General features: G+C 65.9%; 15 protein-coding genes and 1 tRNA gene. 12 read left to right on the forward strand and 4 right to left on the reverse strand.

Annotated elements, in window-relative coordinates:
- Positions 1-25 precede the first annotated feature (25 nt).
- The 8 genes from ACN9MY_RS28445 to ACN9MY_RS28480 all read left to right on the forward strand — a co-directional run bounded on the left by ACN9MY_RS28445 (position 26) and on the right by ACN9MY_RS28480 (position 12,308).
- Positions 26-4,732, forward strand: coding sequence for a PAS domain S-box protein (locus tag ACN9MY_RS28445; RefSeq protein ID WP_426336484.1), 4,707 nt, complete (start codon positions 26-28; stop codon positions 4,730-4,732).
- Positions 4,725-5,132 (forward strand): response regulator, encoded by a 408-nt coding sequence (locus ACN9MY_RS28450; RefSeq protein ID WP_426165228.1) that lies wholly within the window; start codon positions 4,725-4,727, stop codon positions 5,130-5,132. The genes ACN9MY_RS28445 and ACN9MY_RS28450 overlap by 8 nt, the downstream gene beginning before the upstream one ends.
- Positions 5,133-5,358: 226 nt before the next feature.
- Complete coding sequence (trxA, locus tag ACN9MY_RS28455; protein WP_426165230.1) at positions 5,359-5,685, forward strand: thioredoxin TrxA; 327 nt, start codon at positions 5,359-5,361, stop codon at positions 5,683-5,685.
- 138 nt (positions 5,686-5,823) lie between these two features.
- On the forward strand, positions 5,824-7,086 hold the full coding sequence (gene rho, locus ACN9MY_RS28460) for a transcription termination factor Rho (protein WP_130310289.1): 1,263 nt from the start codon (positions 5,824-5,826) through the stop codon (positions 7,084-7,086).
- Positions 7,087-7,332: 246 nt separating this feature from the next.
- Positions 7,333-7,602, forward strand: a complete 270-nt coding sequence (locus tag ACN9MY_RS28465; protein WP_130310288.1) for a type B 50S ribosomal protein L31 — start codon at positions 7,333-7,335, stop codon at positions 7,600-7,602.
- 90 nt (positions 7,603-7,692) lie between these two features.
- A complete protein-coding gene (locus ACN9MY_RS28470; protein ID WP_426336485.1) occupies positions 7,693-9,417 on the forward strand; it encodes an ArnT family glycosyltransferase in 1,725 nt (574 codons plus the stop codon).
- An 84-nt stretch (positions 9,418-9,501) separates the two neighbouring features.
- Positions 9,502-10,209, forward strand: a complete 708-nt coding sequence (locus ACN9MY_RS28475) for a substrate-binding periplasmic protein (protein WP_426165235.1) — start codon at positions 9,502-9,504, stop codon at positions 10,207-10,209.
- 185 nt (positions 10,210-10,394) lie between these two features.
- Positions 10,395-12,308: an AAA family ATPase gene (locus ACN9MY_RS28480; protein WP_426165237.1), complete on the forward strand. Its 1,914-nt coding sequence runs from the start codon at positions 10,395-10,397 to the stop codon at positions 12,306-12,308.
- Between the two features lie 6 nt (positions 12,309-12,314).
- Here the strand turns inward: ACN9MY_RS28480 and ACN9MY_RS28485 are convergent, their stop codons facing one another.
- A complete protein-coding gene (locus ACN9MY_RS28485; protein WP_426165239.1) occupies positions 12,315-12,470 on the reverse strand; it encodes a hypothetical protein in 156 nt (51 codons plus the stop codon).
- A 475-nt stretch (positions 12,471-12,945) separates the two neighbouring features.
- Here ACN9MY_RS28485 and ACN9MY_RS28490 point away from each other — a divergent pair.
- A tRNA-Leu gene (locus ACN9MY_RS28490) sits at positions 12,946-13,030 on the forward strand.
- A 209-nt stretch (positions 13,031-13,239) separates the two neighbouring features.
- Here the strand turns inward: ACN9MY_RS28490 and ACN9MY_RS28495 are convergent.
- Together ACN9MY_RS28495 and ACN9MY_RS28500 are read right to left on the reverse strand one after the other, a co-directional pair.
- On the reverse strand, positions 13,240-13,695 hold the full coding sequence (locus ACN9MY_RS28495; RefSeq protein WP_426319374.1) for a DUF2214 family protein: 456 nt from the start codon (positions 13,693-13,695) through the stop codon (positions 13,240-13,242).
- 11 nt (positions 13,696-13,706) lie between these two features.
- Complete coding sequence (locus ACN9MY_RS28500) at positions 13,707-16,019, reverse strand: NADP-dependent malic enzyme (protein WP_426319375.1); 2,313 nt, start codon at positions 16,017-16,019, stop codon at positions 13,707-13,709.
- A 325-nt stretch (positions 16,020-16,344) separates the two neighbouring features.
- On the opposite strand from ACN9MY_RS28500, the gene ACN9MY_RS28505 reads away from it, so the two are divergent.
- From ACN9MY_RS28505 to ACN9MY_RS28515, 3 genes are read left to right on the forward strand one after another with little or no spacing between them, the layout of a single operon-like run.
- On the forward strand, positions 16,345-16,515 hold the full coding sequence (locus ACN9MY_RS28505) for a hypothetical protein (protein WP_426165245.1): 171 nt from the start codon (positions 16,345-16,347) through the stop codon (positions 16,513-16,515).
- A 34-nt stretch (positions 16,516-16,549) separates the two neighbouring features.
- A complete protein-coding gene (gene thiL, locus ACN9MY_RS28510) occupies positions 16,550-17,515 on the forward strand; it encodes a thiamine-phosphate kinase (RefSeq protein WP_426319376.1) in 966 nt (321 codons plus the stop codon).
- Between the two features lie 3 nt (positions 17,516-17,518).
- Entirely contained in the window at positions 17,519-18,133 is a 615-nt protein-coding gene (locus tag ACN9MY_RS28515) for an RDD family protein (RefSeq protein ID WP_426319377.1), read from the forward strand.
- Here the strand turns inward: ACN9MY_RS28515 and ACN9MY_RS28520 are convergent.
- Entirely contained in the window at positions 18,057-18,899 is an 843-nt protein-coding gene (locus ACN9MY_RS28520; protein WP_426165251.1) for an AraC family transcriptional regulator, read from the reverse strand. The genes ACN9MY_RS28515 and ACN9MY_RS28520 overlap by 77 nt on opposite strands.
- Positions 18,900-18,904 lie beyond the last annotated feature (5 nt).

Genomic DNA, 18,904 nt, shown 5'->3' on the forward strand with positions numbered 1-18,904 from the left:
CCCGCGCTGGCCAGAAAGGGAAGCCTTGTCGCCATCGAGCCAGAAAGCCGCCCCGCCTGTCCTTGCCCGCGTGCGCGCCCGCGCGCGCCGCCGCTGCGCGCGCGCCATCGCAGCCCCGCTGTGCGCCGGGCTGCTGGCGCTGGCCGCCCTGCCGCTGGCGCCGGCCGCCAGCGCCGCCGAGGCCGTCACCGTCCAGCTCAAATGGCGCCACCAGTTCGCCTTTGCCGGCTATTACGCGGCCCAGGCCAAGGGCTATTACCGCGACGCCGGGCTGGACGTGACCTTGCGCGAAGCCCAGCCCGGGCAAGACCCGCTGCAAAGCGTGCTCGACGGCGGCGCCCAGTATGGCGTGGGCAATGCCTCGCTGCTGCTGCGGCGCGCCGCCGGCGCCCCGGTGGTGCTGCTGGCCTCCGTGTTCCAGCATTCGGCCACGGTGCTGGCCGTGCGCCTGGACCAGCAGGGGCGGCGCCGCCCCTGGCCCGGCAGCCGCGTCGCGCTCGGCCCCGACACCGAGGAATTGCGGGTCTACCTGCAGCGCGCGCAGGTGCCGCTGGCCCAGCTCACCATCGTGCCCGGCAGCCACGGCACGCAAGACTTGCTGGAGGGCCGGGTCGACGCCATATCCGCCTACCTGAGCTCGGCGCCCTACGCGCTCGAGCGCGCCGGCCTGCGCTATGAGATCCTGCACCCGCGCAGCGCCGGCATCGACTTCTACGGCGACAACCTGTACACCACCGAGAGCGAGCTGCGCGAACATCCGGCGCGCGCGCGCGCCCTGCGCGAAGCGACGCTGAAAGGCTGGCGCTATGCGCTCGAGCACCCGAACGAGATTGTCGACCTGATCCGCGCCCGCTATCCCGAGCGCAAGGCGCGCGAAGAGCTGCTGTGGGAAGCGGCCCAGCTGGCGCCGCTGCTGGAACAGCACCTGATCGAACTGGGCTACAGCAACCCGCTGCGCTGGCAGGGCATTGCCGCCAGCTACGCCGGCGCCGGCCTGCTGCCGGCCGACTTCAAGCTGGACGGCTTCCTCTACCACGAGGCCCCCGCCACCCCGGCCTGGCACTACGCGCTGGGAGTGGCGCTGGCGCTCTTGGCCGGCGCCGCCCTGTGGCGCCTGCTGCGCGTGTCGCGCGCCCTGCGCGGCGCCGAAGTGCGGGTCGGCGACGCCGAGCGCATTGCCAGCTTTGCGCTGGAAGGCGCCGGCGAAGGTTCCTGGGACTGGCAGCCGCAGCGCCCGGCGCTGCACCTGTCGCCGCGCTACTGCGAAATCCTCGGCTATGCGCCGGGCGCGCTGCGCCCGGCCAATGTCGAGCAGTGGCTGCAGCTGGTGCACCCCGACGACCGCGCCCGCATCGCCGGCGAGATTGGCGCGCTGGACCAGCCGGACGTCGGGCGCACCCCGTTCACCATGGAATTTCGCATGGCCTGCCGCGACGGCAGCTACACCTGGGTGCTGGCGCGCGGCATGGTGCTGGCGCGCGACGCCGCCGGCCGGCCCTTGCGCATGTCTGGCACCCTGGGCGACATTTCCGACCGCAGCGCGGCCGAACTGGCGCGCATGGCCGCCATGCTGGACGCCCTGCCCGGCGCCCTGCTGGTGGCCGACCGCGGCGGGCGGGTGCGCCAGGCCAACGAGGCGGCCGACGCGGTGTTTGCCGCCGACGCCGGCACGCTGGCCGGCGCCAGCATGGAACTGCTGATCCCGGACGTGATGCGCGACACCCCGGGCCGCCCGCGCGAACTGTTTGCCCGCCCGCGCATGCCGGGCCGGGTGCTGACCGCGCGCCGCCTGGACGGCAGCCACTTCCCGGCCATGGTGCACCTGGCGCCGATCCAGCTGGCCGGCCAGGGCCTGGTGGTGGTGTCGCTGCGCGACATGACCCAGCGCCAGCGCGCCGAGGAAGCGCTGCAGGCCTCGTCCGAGCGCTACCGCCTGATCGTGCAGACCGCAGCCGAAGGCATCTGGATGTGCGACGCGGCCGACCAGACCAGCTTCGTCAACCCCACCATGGCGCGCATGCTGGGCTACGAAGTCGAGCACATGCTGGGGCGCCCGATGGCCGACTTCATGGACCCCGACTGCCCGGCCCTGCAGGCGCAGCGCCAGCCAGGCGGCGCCGCCGCCACGCCGGCAGAACCGGCCGAAGGGCGCTTCTACCGCCAGGACGGCTCTTCGCTGTGGGCCCTGCTCTCGACCACCACCGTCAACGCCGACAACGGCAGCTACGCCGGCACGCTGACCATGGTCACCGATATTTCCGACCGGCGCCTGGCGGAGCTGGCGCTGCGCCACTCCAACCAGCGCCTGGCCTCGGTGTTCAACGCCGTCACCAACGGCCTGCTGGTGTTCGACGCGGCCGGCAATATCGTCGAATGCAATGCCGCCGCCAGCCGCATGCTGGGGCGCGCGGCCGCGCGCGGCGCCGGCCAGTGGGACGGCGTGCACGAGGACGGCCGCCGCTTTTCCGCCCCCGAGCACCCGGTGGCGCAGGCGCTCTCCAGCGGCCAGCCGGTGCGCGACGTGGTGATGGGGGTGCCGGCCGCCGCCGGCGCCGGCAGCGACACCTGCTGGCTGTCGGTCAACGTCGAGCCGCTGCGCGACGAGCACGGCCCGGGCAGCATGCTGGTGGCCAGCCTGACCGACATCACCTACAGGAAGCGCAGCGAGGACGCGCTGCGCCAGGGCGAGCAGCGGCTGCAGGAAATCATCCAGATGATGCCGATCGGCCTGTTCATCAAGGACAAGGACAGCCGCATGCTGCTGATGAACCGCGCCTGCGAGCAGCAGTTCGGCTACACCTTCGACGAATTGAACAACGGCGACTACAGCGTGTTCCACGCGCCGGAAGAAGCGGCCGCCTTCCGCGCGCGCGACCTGGAAGCGTTTGCCGGGCGCGCCCTGATCGACTTCGAGGAAAACATCTGGAACCCGGCCCTGGGCCAGACGCGCCAGCTGCGCACCTTCAAGAAGCCGGTGTACGACGCCCACGGCGCGCCGGCCTACCTGATCTGCATGTCGATCGACATCTCGGACAGCAAGGCCAACGAGCGCGCCCTGCGCGAACTCAACGAGCACCTGGAAGAGCGGGTGGCGCAGCGCACCGCGCAGCTGGACGAAGCGCGCCAGCAGGCCGAGGAAGCGTCGGCCGCGAAAGGCCAGTTCCTGGCCAAGATGAGCCACGAGATCCGCACCCCGATGAACGGCGTGATCGGCATGGCCTACCTGGCGCTGAAGACCGAACTGGAGCCGCGCCAGCGCGACTACCTGGAAAAGATCCGCTTCGCCGGCGAGCACCTGCTGCGCATCATCGACGACATCCTCGACATCTCCAAGATCGAAGCAGGCAAGCTGGAAATCGAAGACGTCGACTTCTCGCTCGAGCACGTGATCCAGACCCTGACCACGGTGGTGGCGCCGAAGGCGGCCAGCCGCGGCCTGCGCCTGGCGTTTGACATCGACCCGGCGCTGCCGCCGGTGCTGCGCGGCGACCCGCTGCGCCTGGGCCAGGTCCTGATCAACTACGTCAACAACGCCATCAAGTTTTCCGAGCAGGGCAGCATCGAAGTCAGCGTCAAGCAGCTGCTGGCCGACGACATGGCCTGCCTGCTGCGCTTCGAGGTGCGCGACCACGGCATCGGCCTGTCGGACGCCGAGCAGGGCAAGCTGTTCCAGGCCTTCCAGCAAGCCGACAGCGCCATCACGCGCGAATACGGCGGCACCGGCCTGGGGCTGGCCATCTGCAAGCAGCTGGCGCAGCTGATGGGCGGCGAAGTGGGCGTGCACAGCGCGCCCGGCGCCGGCGCCACCTTCTGGTTCACCGCCCGCCTGGGCGTCTCGCCGCGCGGCCTGCCGGACGTGATCAACGAAGTCAACGCCGCCGCCGCCGCCCTGCTTGACAGCGCGCGCAGCACGGCCGCCATGCAGGCGCTGAAGGACGCGCGCATCCTGCTGGTCGAGGACAACACCTTCAACCAGCAGATCGCGCTCGAGATGCTGGAAGAAGCCGGCTCCTCGGTGTGCCTGGCCAACAACGGCGCCGAAGCGCTCGACCTCTTGCACCAGGCCGCCTTCGACTGCGTGCTGATGGACGTGCAGATGCCGCTGATGGACGGGCTGGAAGCGACGCGCCGCATCCGCGCCGACCCGGCCCTGGCCGCCACCCGCGTGCTGGCCATGACCGCCACCGCCACCAAGGACGACCGCGAACGCTGCCTGCAGGCCGGCATGGACGACTTCATTGCCAAGCCGATCCAGCCGGCCCTGATGTACCAGAAGATCGCCAGCTGGCTGCCCGAGCGCGACGCCGGCGCCGCCGCCAGCGAGGCCGCCCTGCCGCGCGGCGCCGGGCGCGCCGCCTTCCGTCCCACGCTGGCTGGCGACCCGGCCATCATCGACCTGTCGGTGCTGGCCCAGCTCCTGGGCTACCAGCCGCACAAGATCCGCAAGTTCGCCTTCAAGTTCCTGCAGACCACCGAAGCCGGCTTTACCGAAATGGAAAACGCGCTGGCCGCCGGCGAGCTGCAGAAAGTGCGCGAGCTGGGCCACCGCATCAAGAGCAGCGCGCGCGCCGTGGGCGCGCTTGGCATGGCCGAGCTGTGCCTGCAGCTGGAACAGCTGGCGCCCGAAGCCGAAGCGGGCGCCGCGCGCGCCGTGCTGGACCGCCTGTGGCCGCTGCTGCATGCGGTGAGCGAGCACATCATGACCAACACCACCTTTGCCGACGATGACTGAGACCCCCACCACGCCGCTGCGCATCCTGCTGGTCGACGACGACCCCTTCATGCTGAGCATGTTGTCCGACATGCTCGAAGAGCTCGGCCAGCTCAATGTACGTAGTGAAAGCGACGCCCGCCAGGCCCTGCTGGTGCTGCCGCAATACCGCCCCGACCTCCTGGTGTGCGACCTGTCGATGCCCGAGATGGACGGCATAGAATTCCTGCGCAAGGCCGCCGACAGCCACTTCGGCGGCGCGGTCGCCCTCTTGTCCGGCATGGACGCCGGCATCCGCCAGGCCGCCGAAACGCTGGCGCGCGCCCACGGCCTGGCCCTGCTCGGCACGCTGGCCAAGCCCGCCACCCCCGCCGCCCTGGCCGAGCTCCTGGCCCAGGCCGCCACCCGCCGTGCAGGATGAAAGTCGGGGTCAGGTCTGGCAATCCGCCATTTTGGCGGATTGCCAGACCTGACCCCGACTTTCGCCTTTCAAGCAGCGTACACAGGCTGGAAAAATCGGTTATTATTTGGGCCATTCCCGCCCTGATTCCCGCTTGACTTCCCAGTATTGAATTAGCGCAGTTCGTCGCCAGATGGGCGATAACAGCAAGGGATATTCCCGGGCGAACACTCAACTAAGGAAAAACATGAGCGACCTGATCAAACACATTACCGATGCCTCCTTCGACACCGACGTGCTGAAGGCCGACCGCCCTGTGCTGGTGGACTTCTGGGCCGAATGGTGCGGCCCTTGCAAGAGCATCGCGCCGATCCTGGAAGAAGTGGCCAAGGAATACGACGGCAAGCTCACCATCGCCAAGCTGGACGTGGACAGCAACCAGGCCGTGCCGGGCAAGTTCGGCATCCGCGGCATCCCGACCCTGATCCTGTTCAAGAATGGCGTGCCAGCCGCGCAGAAAGTCGGCGCCATGGCAAAAGGTCAACTGACCTCTTTCATCGACAGCAATATTTGATGTAATATAGGCGGTGCTGCGCCCGCAGCCCGCCTGATTGGCAGGGAAAGCGCCCAAAAACCTTTCCCTTTAATTAAAAGAACCCACGTAGTTCCCTCCCCTACCCTTACTTTCCCGTCACGGGACACTCAAACAGCTATGCACCTTTCTGAACTTAAGGCTATGCACGTTTCAGCTTTGCTGGAAATGGCAATCAGCCTCGATATCGACAATGCGGCCCGCCTGCGCAAGCAGGAACTGATGTTCGCGATCCTGAAAAAACGCGCCAAGGCCGGCGAACAGATTTTCGGCGACGGCGCCCTGGAAGTCCTGCCTGACGGCTTTGGCTTCCTGCGCTCGCCGGACGCCTCCTACATGGCGTCGACCGACGATATTTACATTTCCCCGTCCCAGATCCGCCGCTTCAACTTGCACACCGGCGATTCGATCGAGGGCGAGGTGCGTACCCCGAAGGATGGCGAGCGTTACTTCGCCCTGGTGAAGGTGGACAAGGTCAACGGCGAATCGCCGGAAGCGTCCAAGCACCGCATCCTGTTTGAGAACCTGACCCCGCTGCACCCGAACGTGCCGCTGCGCCTCGAGCGCGACATGACCGGCACCGAGAACATCACCGGCCGCATCATCGACCTGGTGGCGCCGATCGGCAAAGGCCAGCGCGGCCTCTTGGTGGCTTCGCCAAAATCCGGTAAATCGGTGATGCTGCAGCATATCGCGCACGCCATCACCACCAACCACCCGGACGTGACCCTGATCGTGCTGCTGATCGACGAACGTCCTGAAGAGGTTACCGAGATGCAGCGCTCGGTGCGCGGCGAAGTGGTGGCTTCCACCTTCGACGAACCGGCCACCCGCCACGTGCAGGTTGCCGAGATGGTGCTGGAAAAAGCCAAGCGCCTGGTGGAAATGAAGAAGGACGTGGTGATCCTGCTGGACTCGATCACCCGCCTGGCGCGCGCCTACAACACCGTGATCCCGGCGTCGGGCAAGGTGCTGACCGGTGGTGTGGATGCCAATGCGCTGCAGCGTCCGAAGCGCTTCTTCGGCGCCGCCCGTAATGTGGAAGAAGGCGGCTCGCTGACCATCGTCGCCACCGCGCTGATCGAAACCGGTTCGCGCATGGACGATGTGATCTACGAAGAATTCAAGGGCACCGGCAATATGGAGGTGCACCTGGAGCGCCGCCTGGCCGAGAAGCGCGTCTACCCGGCCATCAACCTGAACAAGTCGGGCACCCGCCGCGAGGAACTGCTGATCAAGGCCGACCAGCTGCAGAAGATCTGGATCCTGCGCAAGCTGTTGTACTCGATGGACGAGATCGAGGCGATGGAGTTCATTCTCGACAAGATGCGCGCCACCAAGAACAATGGCGAGTTCTTCGAGATGATGCGGCGCGGCGGCTGATCCACCAAAACCGGTAAACCGGGGTCTGACCCGCAGGGTCAGACCCCGTACGGTCTCACGGCCGGGGGCAACCCTAATCCCCGGCTTTTGCACACCTGGGGTCCGACCCTTGGGTCGTACCCCGCCTTACCGGGTTTGATGTATAATCGCGAGTTCCGTTAAACCCTGGCAAGTGATCGGCAATCGGGTCGAGAGGCAGTAAGGACCGACGAAGTGCTGTTTGGCTACCAACATTGAGAGAAAAGCATGAAAGCTGATACCCATCCAGATTACCGCGAAGTCCTGTTCCACGACGTGTCCTGCGACTTCAAGTTCATCACCCGCTCGACCATCCAGACCCGCGACACCGCGACCCACGAAGGTAAAGAGTACCCACTGGTGAAGATCGAGGTTTCCTCCGAATCGCACCCATTCTTCACCGGCCAGCACAAGATCGTCGACACCGCCGGTCGCGTGGAAAAGTTCCGCCAGAAGTTCGGCAAAGTCGGTTCCAAGACCGCAGTTGCAAACGGCTAATCCCCGTCGCAGCGAAAAAAAGGCAGCCGCGGCTGCCTTTTTTCTTTTTACCCGTCATACTCCAGCTTTCCAAAGAATAAGCCCTGACCGATGAAGCCAGTCCGTCTTCCCGCCGCCGCCACCCGCACCCTGCCCCGCTGGGCGTTTTTCGCCCTGGGCTTGCTGTACATCCTGCCGGGCCTGATCGGGCGTGAACCATGGAAGAACGATGACGCGGCCAGCTTCGGCGTGATGTGGACCATGGCGCATGGCGCCTGGCAAGACTGGCTGTGGCCGAACATCGCCGGCCTGTCGGTGACCGATGAAGGGCCGCTGGCGTTCTGGCTCGGGGCGCTGGGCATCAAGCTGTTCGGCTGGGCCATCGGCGACGTGCTGGGCGCGCGCGTGGCCACCCTGGGCGTGTTTTTGCTGGGCGTGATGGCGGTCTGGTATGCCACCTTCAACCTGGGCCGGCGCCCGGAAGCGCAGCCGCTGCGCCTGGCCTTCGGCGGCCAGCCCGAGCCCAACGATTTCGGCCGCACCCTGGCCGATGCGGCCGTGCTGATCTACCTCGGCTGCCTGGGCTTGCTGGTGCACAGCCACGAGACCACGGCCGAACCGCTGCAGGTCTCGCTGCTGGCGCTCACCCTGTACCGCAGCGTGCGCTACATGGAACTGCCTTCGCTGCGCAATGCCGCCCTGGCCGGCCTGGCGCTGGGCCTGCTGACCCTGACGCGCGGCTGGGTGGTGCCGGCCGCCCTGGTGGTCGCCCTGTTTGCCTGCACCCGCTTCCTGGCCATGCCGGCCGCCCGTTCGCTGCGCGACCTGGCCTTTGCCGTGGCGGTGGCTGCCGGCGTGACCGCCGTGTGGGCCGTGCCCGCCCTGCTGACCCGGCCTTACGGCCAGGCGCCGCTGGCTGCCTGGATGGCCTGGAACGAGGCCCAGTTGACGGTGGCCGGCTTCGAAGGCTTGCGCACCTTCTTGCGCGTCGGGGTCTGGTTCTTCTGGCCGGCCTGGCCGTTTGCCGCCTGGGCCGTGTGGGCCTGGCGGCGCCAGAGCAACCTGCTGCACATCGTGGTGCCGACCACCTTCGTCACGGTAGCCACCCTCCTGGTGCTGATCAACCCGGCCCCCGAGCAGGGTCACCTGCTGATGCTGCTGCCGCCCTTGGCCATCATGGCCGCCTTCGGCCTGCTGACCATGAAGCGCGGCGCCATCAACGCCATCGACTGGTTCAGCGTAATGGTGCTGACCCTGTGCGCCGCCGTGCTGTGGATTTTCTATTACGCCCAGCTGACCGGCTGGCCGGCCAAGCCGGCGCATAATGTGCTCAAGCTCTTGCCGGGCTTCACGCCGGAAGTGAGCTGGCTGTCGCTGCTGGTCGGCCTGTGCGCCAGCGCCGGCTGGTTCGTGCTGGTGCACTGGCGCCTGTCGCGCCGCCCGGCCGTGCTGTGGCGCGCCGTGGTGCTGTCGTCCGGCGGCCTGATCCTGATCTGGATCCTGCTGATGACGCTGTTCCTGCCGCATGTGAACTACAGCAAGAGCTACGCCAGCGTGGCGCGCGAGGCGGCGGCAGTGCTGCCGCCCGGCACCGATTGCGTGCAGAGCAACGTCACCCCGGCCCAGCGCGCCTCCTTCGCCTTCTTCGGCAAGATGCCGTTCAACGGCGTCGAACAGCGCCGCTGCGAAGTGATGCTGTTGCAAGATAGCATCAAATCTCGTGCCTACCAGCAACAACCGGGCGCCGAGTGGGAACAGCTCTGGGAAGGGCGCCGCGCCTCGGACCGCAGCGAGCGTTTCCGCCTGTTCAAGCGCCGCACGGTTCAAGCCAACTGATTGTCCGCCGGCCCGCCTCCCTGCTATCCTGTGGTTGAGGATAGCAAAGAGGTAGGCATGGTATCAGGGCTGGCGATTCTGACAATGTTGATGGGAACTGCCGCGGCGCTGGCAGCCCCGCCCCTCGTGATCACCGCCGAGCATTCGCCGCCGGCCAGCATGAAGGTCGGCGACCAAGTGGTCGGGCGCGAGGGCGAAAAAATCCGCGAAATGCTGGCCCGCAGCGGCTATGCCTACACCATCGACGTGCTGCCGTGGAAGCGCGCCTTCACCATGGCGCAGCGCGATCCCTACACCTGCGTGTATTCCACTTCGCGCACCCCGGAACGCGAAAAACAGTTCAAATGGGTCGGCCCCACCGATGAAGCGGAATGGGTGCTGATGGGGCGCGCCGGCCGCAAATACGATGTGCACAGCCTGGACGATGCGCGCAAGCTGCGCATCGGCACCTATCACGGCGACGCGCGCGACGAATTCCTGCGCGCCCGCGGCTTCGAAGTCGATGGCGCGCCGGACAACGCTTCCAACCCGAAGAAGCTCATGCTCGACCGCATCGACCTGTGGGCGGTCGGCGTGCGCAACAACGACCTCAGCGCCCTGGCGCAGTTTGCCGCGCCGGAAGCGCTGGTGCCGGTCCTGACTTTCCATCACGTGAAGGTCTACCTGGCTTGCAACCCGAGCGTGCCGGACGCCATGATTGGCCGCATGAATGCAGCGCTGGATGCCATGCGCAAGGACGGCACGTTTGCAAGATTGGAAAAGAAATACGATCAGTGGCAAGCCGGCAAATAACTTGTCGATTATTACTGTTGCGCAACTAAAGTTTTTTTGAGGCGTGGCGAACGCGTGCTTGGATTACGCGCTATAGTCACCATATGTGGAATGTTGCCGTACGGCATTCCTGACAACACTGGGGCCAGCCGAGGCATACGCCGCCGGCCATAGGCCCACCACAAAACCTTGCGTTTGAATGGCCTATGTTCAATATCTACAAGCTCCAACTCGCCCTCAAGAACCCCCTGGTGCGCATCACCCTGGTGCTGCTGGCTACCGCCGCCCTCGCCTTTGCGCTGCTGCGCGGCGACGTGGCGCAGGATGCCGCGCCGGTGCTGCGCTCGCAGAACATCGGTGAAATCACGGCCCTGGTGGCCCAGCGCGACAAGCTGGACTACCTGCTGATCGCCCGCCCGCTGGCCGATTCGCCGCGCTATGTCTACAAGTTCAAGGGCGACGCCACCCTGCACGTGGTGGTGGTGCCCAGCACCTCGCACCAGAGCCTGGAGCGCGAAGTCCTGCTGCGCAATAACATCCCTTACGCCATTGCGAAAGAAGACTACCTGGCCGCCCACAAGGGTGTGCTGCTGGACGACGGCGGCCAGTGGGCCAGCGTGCAAGCTTTCCTCAAGCGCCATGCTTTCGACATCTTCGTGGTGGGCCTGGTGCTGTTCGTGCTGAAGTGGGGCGTGCCGGGCATGGGCATGAACGCGTCGGTGATCACGCCCGACCAGCTCAAGGGGTCGATGGACGACCTGATCGGCATGGAAGACATCAAGCAGGAAGTGCTGCACCTGGAAGACATGATCCGCAACCGCGAAGTCTACAAGCAGCACAATATCGACAAGCCCTTCAACGTGATGCTGACCGGCCCGGCCGGCACCGGCAAGACCAAGCTGGCCGGCTACCTGGCCAAGCGCCTGGGCTATCCGCTGATCCAGGCTTCCGGTTCGGCGCTGGAATCGGGCTACGTCGGCGGCGGCTCGAAAGCCCTGAATGCGCTGTACAAGAAGGCTTGCGCGCGCGGCAACTGCATCATCTTCCTGGACGAGGCGCAGGCGCTGTTCATGCCGCGCGGCCGCGGCGAGAAGAAATGGGAAGACGATACCGCGAATACCCTGCTGGGCTTGCTGGACGGCGTGAAGAGCGAACAGGGCCAGGGCGTGATCTGGATCGTGGCGTCCAACTTCGACGATGCCTCGACCGCGATGGATGAAGCCATGCTGCGCCGCTTCAGCGTGAAGATCAACTTCCGCCTGCCGAACAAGGGCGAGCGCCGCGCGCTGCTGGAATCGTTCCTGAAGCGCAAGCAAGATGGCCTGGTGGACTGGAACGCCATGGACCTGGACCAGGTGGCGGAAATCACCGCCAACCTCAGCCCGGCCCTGCTGGAAACCGTGGTCGACCGCGCCTCCATGATCTCGATCCAGGAAAAATGCGTGATCAATACCGACCTGATGTTCCGCGCCTTCGAACGCGCCACCATCGGCCTGACCGACCGCGCCACCACGGCCGAGAAGACCCGCCAGCGCGAGCGCATCGCCCTGCACGAGCTGGGCCACTTCTTCATGCAGATCGACCCTTACCTGCGCGCCGGCATGCCGCTGGCCGAGGTGAAGGAAAAATCGCACCTGCTGAAGATTTCCACCGAAGCGGTGTCGAAGATGAACGCGCTGGGCTATGTGCTGTCGGCCGGCGACGACATGTCGCTGCGCACGCTGGAAGAGATGGAGCGCGACGTCATGCAGCTGTACGGCGGCGTGGCGGCGGAAGAATTGTTCTACGGCGCGCGCGGCATTTCCGTGGGCAGCCAGAACGATATCGAGAAGGCCACCAAGATGCTCAACATGATGGTCAACCGCCTGTCGATGTATTCGCGCTCCAAGCTCGATTACAGCCAGTTGCGCGGCGAGACCGGCGACGAGCACACCCTGGTGCAGGTGGAAGCCAAGGCGGACGAGTTGTACAGCACCACACTGGCCGCCATGCGCGACTATCGCGCGGTGATGGAATCCATCAAGGATGACCTGATGGAGCGCTATGTGCTGTCGAAGGATGCCATCTTCGCGCTGCTGGAGGAGCGCCTCGATCCGGCGCCCCTGCAGCAGGCAGCGTAAGCCGCGTCAGCGCGAAGCGATGACTGTGATATTGCGTTCGCCCGGGGCGGCAGCCAGCGACAGTTTCTCGAAGTTGCGGATGGCGACATCCGCGCCGTCGCTGCTGAATTCGACGCGCGTCCCGGCAGCGGTCACCAGCGCACCCGGCGCGACCGCGAACATCTCGGTCTTCGGCTGATCGTCCCCCGCCAGGGCGGAAGCGCTGCACAACAAGGCGAGCGACCGACATCGGCAGGCGCGCGTCCCGTGGAATAGAACGCATGCTGCGCGGACGAACTGCAATCATGGCCTGGAGGACTTGCCGTCAGTGCGACATGGCAGTCCGGGGCGCGCCCTGGCCCGAATCTGGGAGGACGCCCGGGGCCGTGGCGGCTGGGTGCACCCGCATCGGCAGTCCAAACCTGGTGCCCTGCGCTGCGGCCGGTAGGCTGGGCGCCGTGGGAGCAAGCTTGCGGCGGCCCCTGTGGCGACCGCCCTGTCTCTTCGACTTGGTCCATCCTACGCCCCGCTGTTTCCCTTGGAAAGCTGGCCGGGCGCTCATTTTTTTCAATTTGGACACCGCAGCCCATAGCTTAAATATTTGCTGCAGGGTTGCCGCGCGGTGGCAAATCGGTAATAATGCGTGTCGCGTTAAGTGGCCCGAGTGGTGAAATTGGTAGACGCAGCGGACTCAAAATCCGCCGCCGCAAGGCGTGCCGGTTCGATTCCGGCCTCGGGCACCATCTCTTCTTACTAACGCCTGCTTCCCTATACGCTTCGGCGCACGCCGTGGCATCCGCAAGGCTTCCCGGATTCCAGCTGTTCCCTCCTTTTTTGCTGCAGCACCAGGCGCGCCAGCCAGGCCATCGCCGGGCAGCGGCACCATATCGCGCAAGCGGGACGTATTGCGGCCCGGGCCGGACCGGTCCAGGGTACTGCCGCGTATCGGCGTTCAGGCGTAGCCGTAGCCACGCGCCATGGCGGCGGCGGCAATCGGCAGCAGGGCGAAGAGATGGATCTCGGTCATCAGGGTTTTGCGGACCGCACGGATTTCCACCTCCTCCGGTGCAAAGCCGGCGTCGGCCGACTGCGCCTTGCGCCAGCGCAGGAAGGCGCGGGTCGGCTTGATCGACAGCAGGCCGATGACGGCAAACAGCACCACCTTGGTCCAGAACACGTGGTTGTGGAGGTAGAACGCAGCCCCCTTGGCGCCGAAGAACACGCGCGCAAAGCCGATCGCCACCAGCGACAGCGACATGATGCCGAGCGCGATGTCGTACTTGGCCGCCAGCTGCACGGCCGGCGGCTGCATGCCCGGCCGCACCAGCACCAGCTGGGCCGTGATGGCCGCGGCGATGCCGAAGGCCAGCAGGTGGTGCACTACCGCGAGCAGCAGGTCGACCATCATGGCCGGCCTCCTTAAGCGCGTTCCGACACCGCGTCGACCACGCACAGCGCCGTCATGTTGACGATGCGGCGCACGGTGGCGGACGGGGTCAGGATGTGCACCGGCGCGGCGCAGCCGAGCAGGATCGGGCCGATCGCGATGCCGTTGCCGGCGGTCTTGACCAGGTTGTAGGCGATGTTGGCGGCGTCGATGTTCGGCATCACCAGCAGGTTGGCGTCCTGCTTCAGGGTGGTGTTGGGCAAGAGCTTGTGGCGCAGCTTGGAATCGAGCGCTGTGTCGCCGTGCATTTCGCCGTCCACTTCCAGGTCCGGCGCGCGCTGGCGCACCAGGTCCAGCGCGGCGCGCATCTTCTGCGCCGATTCGCTGTTGGAGGAGCCGAAGTTCGAATGCGACAGCAGCGCCGCGCGCGGCACCAGGCCGAAGCGCTTCATCTCTTCCGAGGCCATGATGGTGATGGCGGCCAGTTCGTTGGCGTTCGGGTTTTCGTTGACGTGGGTGTCCACCAGCGCCAGCTGGCGGTCCTGCAGCACCAGGATATTCATCGCCGCGTAGACGCAGGCGCCCGGGCGGCGGCCCAGCACCTGGTCGATGTAGTGCAGGTGCAGCTGGGTGGTGCCGAAGGTGCCGCAGATCATGCCGTCGGCATCGCCCTTCTTGATCATCATGGCGCCGATCAGCGAATGGCGGCGGCGCATTTCCAGCTTGGCGTATTCCTGCGTCACGCCCTTGCGCGCGGTCAGCTCGTAATAAGCCTTCCAGTAGTCGCGGTAACGCTCGTCGAAGTCCGGATTGATCACGTCGTAGTCGACGCCCTGCTTCAGGCGCAGGCCGAATTTCTGCACGCGCGCATCGAGCACGGCGGGACGGCCGACCAGGATCGGGCGCGCCAGTTTCTCGTCGACCACCACCTGCACCGCGCGCAGGATGCGCTCTTCCTCGCCTTCGGCGTAGACGATGCGCTTCATGTCGGCCGGGGTCTGCTTGGCCACCGCGAACACCGGCTTCATGAAGGTGCCGGAACGGTAGACGAACTGCTGCAGGCTGTCGGCGTAGGCTTCCAGGTCCTTGATCGGACGGGTGGCCACGCCGGAATCGGCCGCCGCCTTGGCCACGGCCGGCGCGATCTTGGTCAGCAGGCGCGGGTCGAACGGCATCGGGATCAGGTATTCCGGGCCGAAGGCCAGGTTGGCGATGCCGTAGGTGGTGGCGACGATGTCCGACTGCTCGGCGTGGGCCAGGTCGGCAATCGCGTGCACCACGGCGATTTCCATTTCGCGGGTGATGGTGCTGGCGCCGCTGTCGAGCGCGCCGCGGAAGATGTACGGGAAGCACAGCACGTTGTTGACCTGGTTCGGGTAGTCCGAACGGCCGGTGCAGATGATGGCGTCGCCGCGCACCGCCTTCACGTCCTCCGGCAGGATTTCCGGATTCGGGTTGGCCAGGGCCAGGATCAGCGGATTCGGCGCCATCTGCTTGACCATGTCCTGCTTCAGCACGCCGCCGGCGGACAGGCCGAGGAAGATGTCGGCGCCTTCGATGCAGTCGGCCAGGGTGCGGTGCGGGGTGTCGCGTGCGAAGCGTTCCTTGTCCGGGTCCATCAGTTCGGTGCGGCCCTTGTAGACCACGCCGGCCAGGTCGGTGACCAGGATGTTTTCGATCGGGAAGCCGAGGTCGACGATCAGGTCCAGGCAGGCCAGGGCCGCCGCGCCGGCGCCGGACACCACCAGCTTGACGTTCTTGATGTCCTTGCCGATGTATTTCAGGCCATTCAGGATGGCGGCGCCGACGATGATGGCGGTGCCGTGCTGGTCGTCATGGAAGACCGGGATCTTCATCTTCTCGCGCAGCTTGCGCTCGATGTAGAAGCACTCCGGCGCCTTGATGTCTTCCAGGTTGATGCCGCCGAAGGTCGGTTCCAGCGAGGCGATGATGTCGACCAGCTTGTCCGGGTCGGACTCGTTGATTTCGATGTCGAACACGTCGATGCCGGCGAACTTCTTGAACAGCACGCCCTTGCCTTCCATCACCGGCTTGGACGCCAGCGGGCCGATATTGCCCAGGCCCAGCACGGCGGTGCCGTTGGAAATGACGGCCACCAGGTTGCCGCGCGCGGTGTATTTATAGGAGTTGGCCGGGTCGATGACGATTTCTTCGCATGGCGCAGCCACGCCCGGCGAATAGGCCAGCGCCAGGTCGCGCTGGTTGGTCAGTTGCTTGGTGGGGGAGACGCTGATTTTGCCTGGCTTGGGGCACTCGTGGTATTCGAGTGCGGCGGCGCGCAGTTGTTGGCGAAGTTCTTCTTTTTTGTCAGATCCCGAATCCATGCTGTACTGCCCCTTCTATCCTATGTCCGAAAGCTTCCGATTCTAGCAGATAGAGGGATTGCTCTAACGTAGGTATTTTTACCAATCCCGAATTTTCATCGGTTTCCATTGCCTTCCGATTAAGAATCGTCTTGCGGCCCGGGATTTTTCTCCCAATCAAGCTAATAAACTGTCGCCCCGGCGACAATGCTGACTTGCGGCACGAGACCTTAAAATCTAGTTGCGCCAAATCGCATTTGCTTGCAATTTTCGGCGAAAGCAACTTTACATATAGCATTTTTCTGCATAGACTGGATTTACTGGCACTTTACGGAAGGAAAATACCATGCGTGATGCAATCTGGCATTCCTGGTCCCGTCTGTCCGGCGTCCTGTTCCCTGCGACTGCCGTCGCCCTCTTCTTCACCCCGCAAGATTCCAGTTATGTTGCCTTGCTTGCCATGGCGGCACTGGCTTCGGGCGGCACCTGGATTTACCTGCGCGACAAGCCAAACTAAGGACGAAGCCCGGCTACCCCGCTAGAATGGCGGGATGCTTTCCGAATTCGACCTGATCAAACAATACTTCGCCCGTCCCTTGCCCGGACGCGCAGCCCTTGGCATCGGCGACGATTGCGCCTTGCTGGGGCCGTCGCCGGGGATGCAGACGGCCGTTTCCTGCGACATGCTGGTCGAGGGCCGGCATTTCTTTGCCGGCGAAGATGCACAGCGCCTTGGCCACAAGAGCCTGGCCGTCAACCTGTCCGACCTGGCCGCGATGGGCGCCCGTCCGGTGGCTTTTACCCTGGCCCTGGCCCTGCCGGCCGCCGAACGCGCCTGGCTGGAAGGTTTCTCGCGCGGCCTGTTCGCGCTGGCCGACCTGCACGGCTGCGAACTGATCGGCGGCGACACCACCAAGGGGCCGCTGAATATCTGCATCACCGTGTTTGGCGAAGTGGCGCCGGGACGCGCCCTGCGTCGCAGCGCTGCCCGTCCCGGCGACGACATTTGGGTATCCGGCACCCTGGGCGATGCGCGCCTGGCCCTGGCCGGCTACCTGGGTGAACTGGCGCTTCCCGCCGAGCAGCTGGCAGCCGCCGGAACGCGCATGCATACGCCGACGCCGCGCGTGGCGCTGGGCGCGCTGCTGGCCGAGCGCAGCCTGGCCCATGCCGCCATCGATATCTCGGACGGGCTGGTGGGCGACCTTGGCCACATCCTCGAGAAGTCGCGGGTGGGCGCCACCCTGAATGCCGACGCGCTGCCGGCCGGCCCGGTGCTGGCGACCCAGCCGCAGGCGCTGCGCCGCGCCTTTACCGCAGCCGGTGGCGACGACTACGAGATCTGTTTCACCGCGCCCGCCTCGCGGCGCGAGGCGATCCTCGCCGCCGCCGCAGAATGCGGCACCCCGGTCACCCGCATCGGCCGCATCGAGGACGCTGCCGGCCTGCGCTGGACCGATGCATCCGGCGCGCCGTTGGCACTGGAGCTGTCCAGCTTCGACCACTTCTCCACCTGAACAATGACCTTCCGCGAACATTGCCAACGCCTCGATACCGAAGCGCTGCTGGGGCACCTGCGCCTTGACCTGCGCGACGACGCCAAAGCTGTCGTGATGCAGCTTCTGGCCGCGCGCGGCGTCACGCCCGCCACGATCGAACAGGTACTGGCCGACCAGGCGGCCCGTGATGCCGACGCCTTCGCAGAGTCCGAACGCATGGCCAGCTTGGGCGAGCGCATGCTGGCCTTCGGCATCGACTTCGCGGCCTGGCTGCTGGCGGCCGCCTGCCTGCTGGGGACACGCGACGGGGAAACTGCCGCCCTCCCGGCAAGCAGTTTTGAAGTCCTCAGCTGGACCTATTTGCTGCTGCGCGATGCCGGCCCGGGCCTCAGCCCAGGCAAGCGCCTGCTGGGGCTGCGGGTCGTCCGCGCGTCGGACGAAGGCCCGATATCGTTGCTCAGCTCAATACTGCGCAACGCCACGCATCTGATCTTCATTCTCGATGCTCTGTTCATCCTGGGCGAGCGCCGCAGGCGGCTCGGCGATAAGCTGGCCCGGACTATCGTGCTGCGGGCGGCGGCAGTTGGCGCAAGTATTCCCCCGGCGGCTTGCCCACCAGCGCAGCAAAATCCTTGATGAAGTGGGCCTGGTCGTAATAGCCCAGGCTGAGCGCGAGCTGGGCCAGCGCCGGGGCGGTGCCGGCCTGCAGCCGGGCCACGGCTTCGTGCATGCGATAGCGCTTGATCACCCATTTCGGACCGACGCCAACGTATTGCTGGAACAGGCGCTGCAGGGCGCGCTTGTTGATGCCCGCCTGTTCGGCCAACGCGTCCACCGTCAGCAGCGCCGGATTGCCTGCCACGGCAGCCACCAGCGCTGCGGCGCGGCCTGCGTCTTCATCCGCCCGGGGCAGGCGTGCCAGGAGAAAAGCTTCCGCCAGGGCAGCCATCGCAGAGGGCGCCGCATCGGCGGACGTTGCGCAGGCGCGCAGCTGCTGCGTCAGCTGTTCGCCGCCGGCGCCGAACAGCTGCGCCAGCGCGACACGCCGGTCGGACAGTTCCGCGACTGCGCGGCCGAAGAAGGGACGAAAACCGCCCGGCCTGAACTTGATGCCGAACGCGAAGCCCTGCCCCGCAAGCAGCTTGGTGTAGCGCGCCGTATGCACGCCGTACACGCCGTCCGTATCATTCTCGATCACCAGGTGCACATTGGGATGCGGCAGCGTTTCCTGCTGCTGCGGCGGATGGCCCTGCATGTCCCAGCCGACGAACCAGTAATGCTCGACCCATTCCGCCAGCGCGGCGCTGGGCGCCATGCGTTCATGGCAGAATGAGCCCACCTTGATATGCGGCACCAGGATGCCGCGCGGCTCAGTTTCGATTTGTCGCGTTTTTCCAATCATCAGGC

Source organism: Pseudoduganella sp. R-31 (assembly GCF_049913235.1).
In the GTDB taxonomy this organism is placed as follows: domain Bacteria; phylum Pseudomonadota; class Gammaproteobacteria; order Burkholderiales; family Burkholderiaceae_D; genus Rugamonas.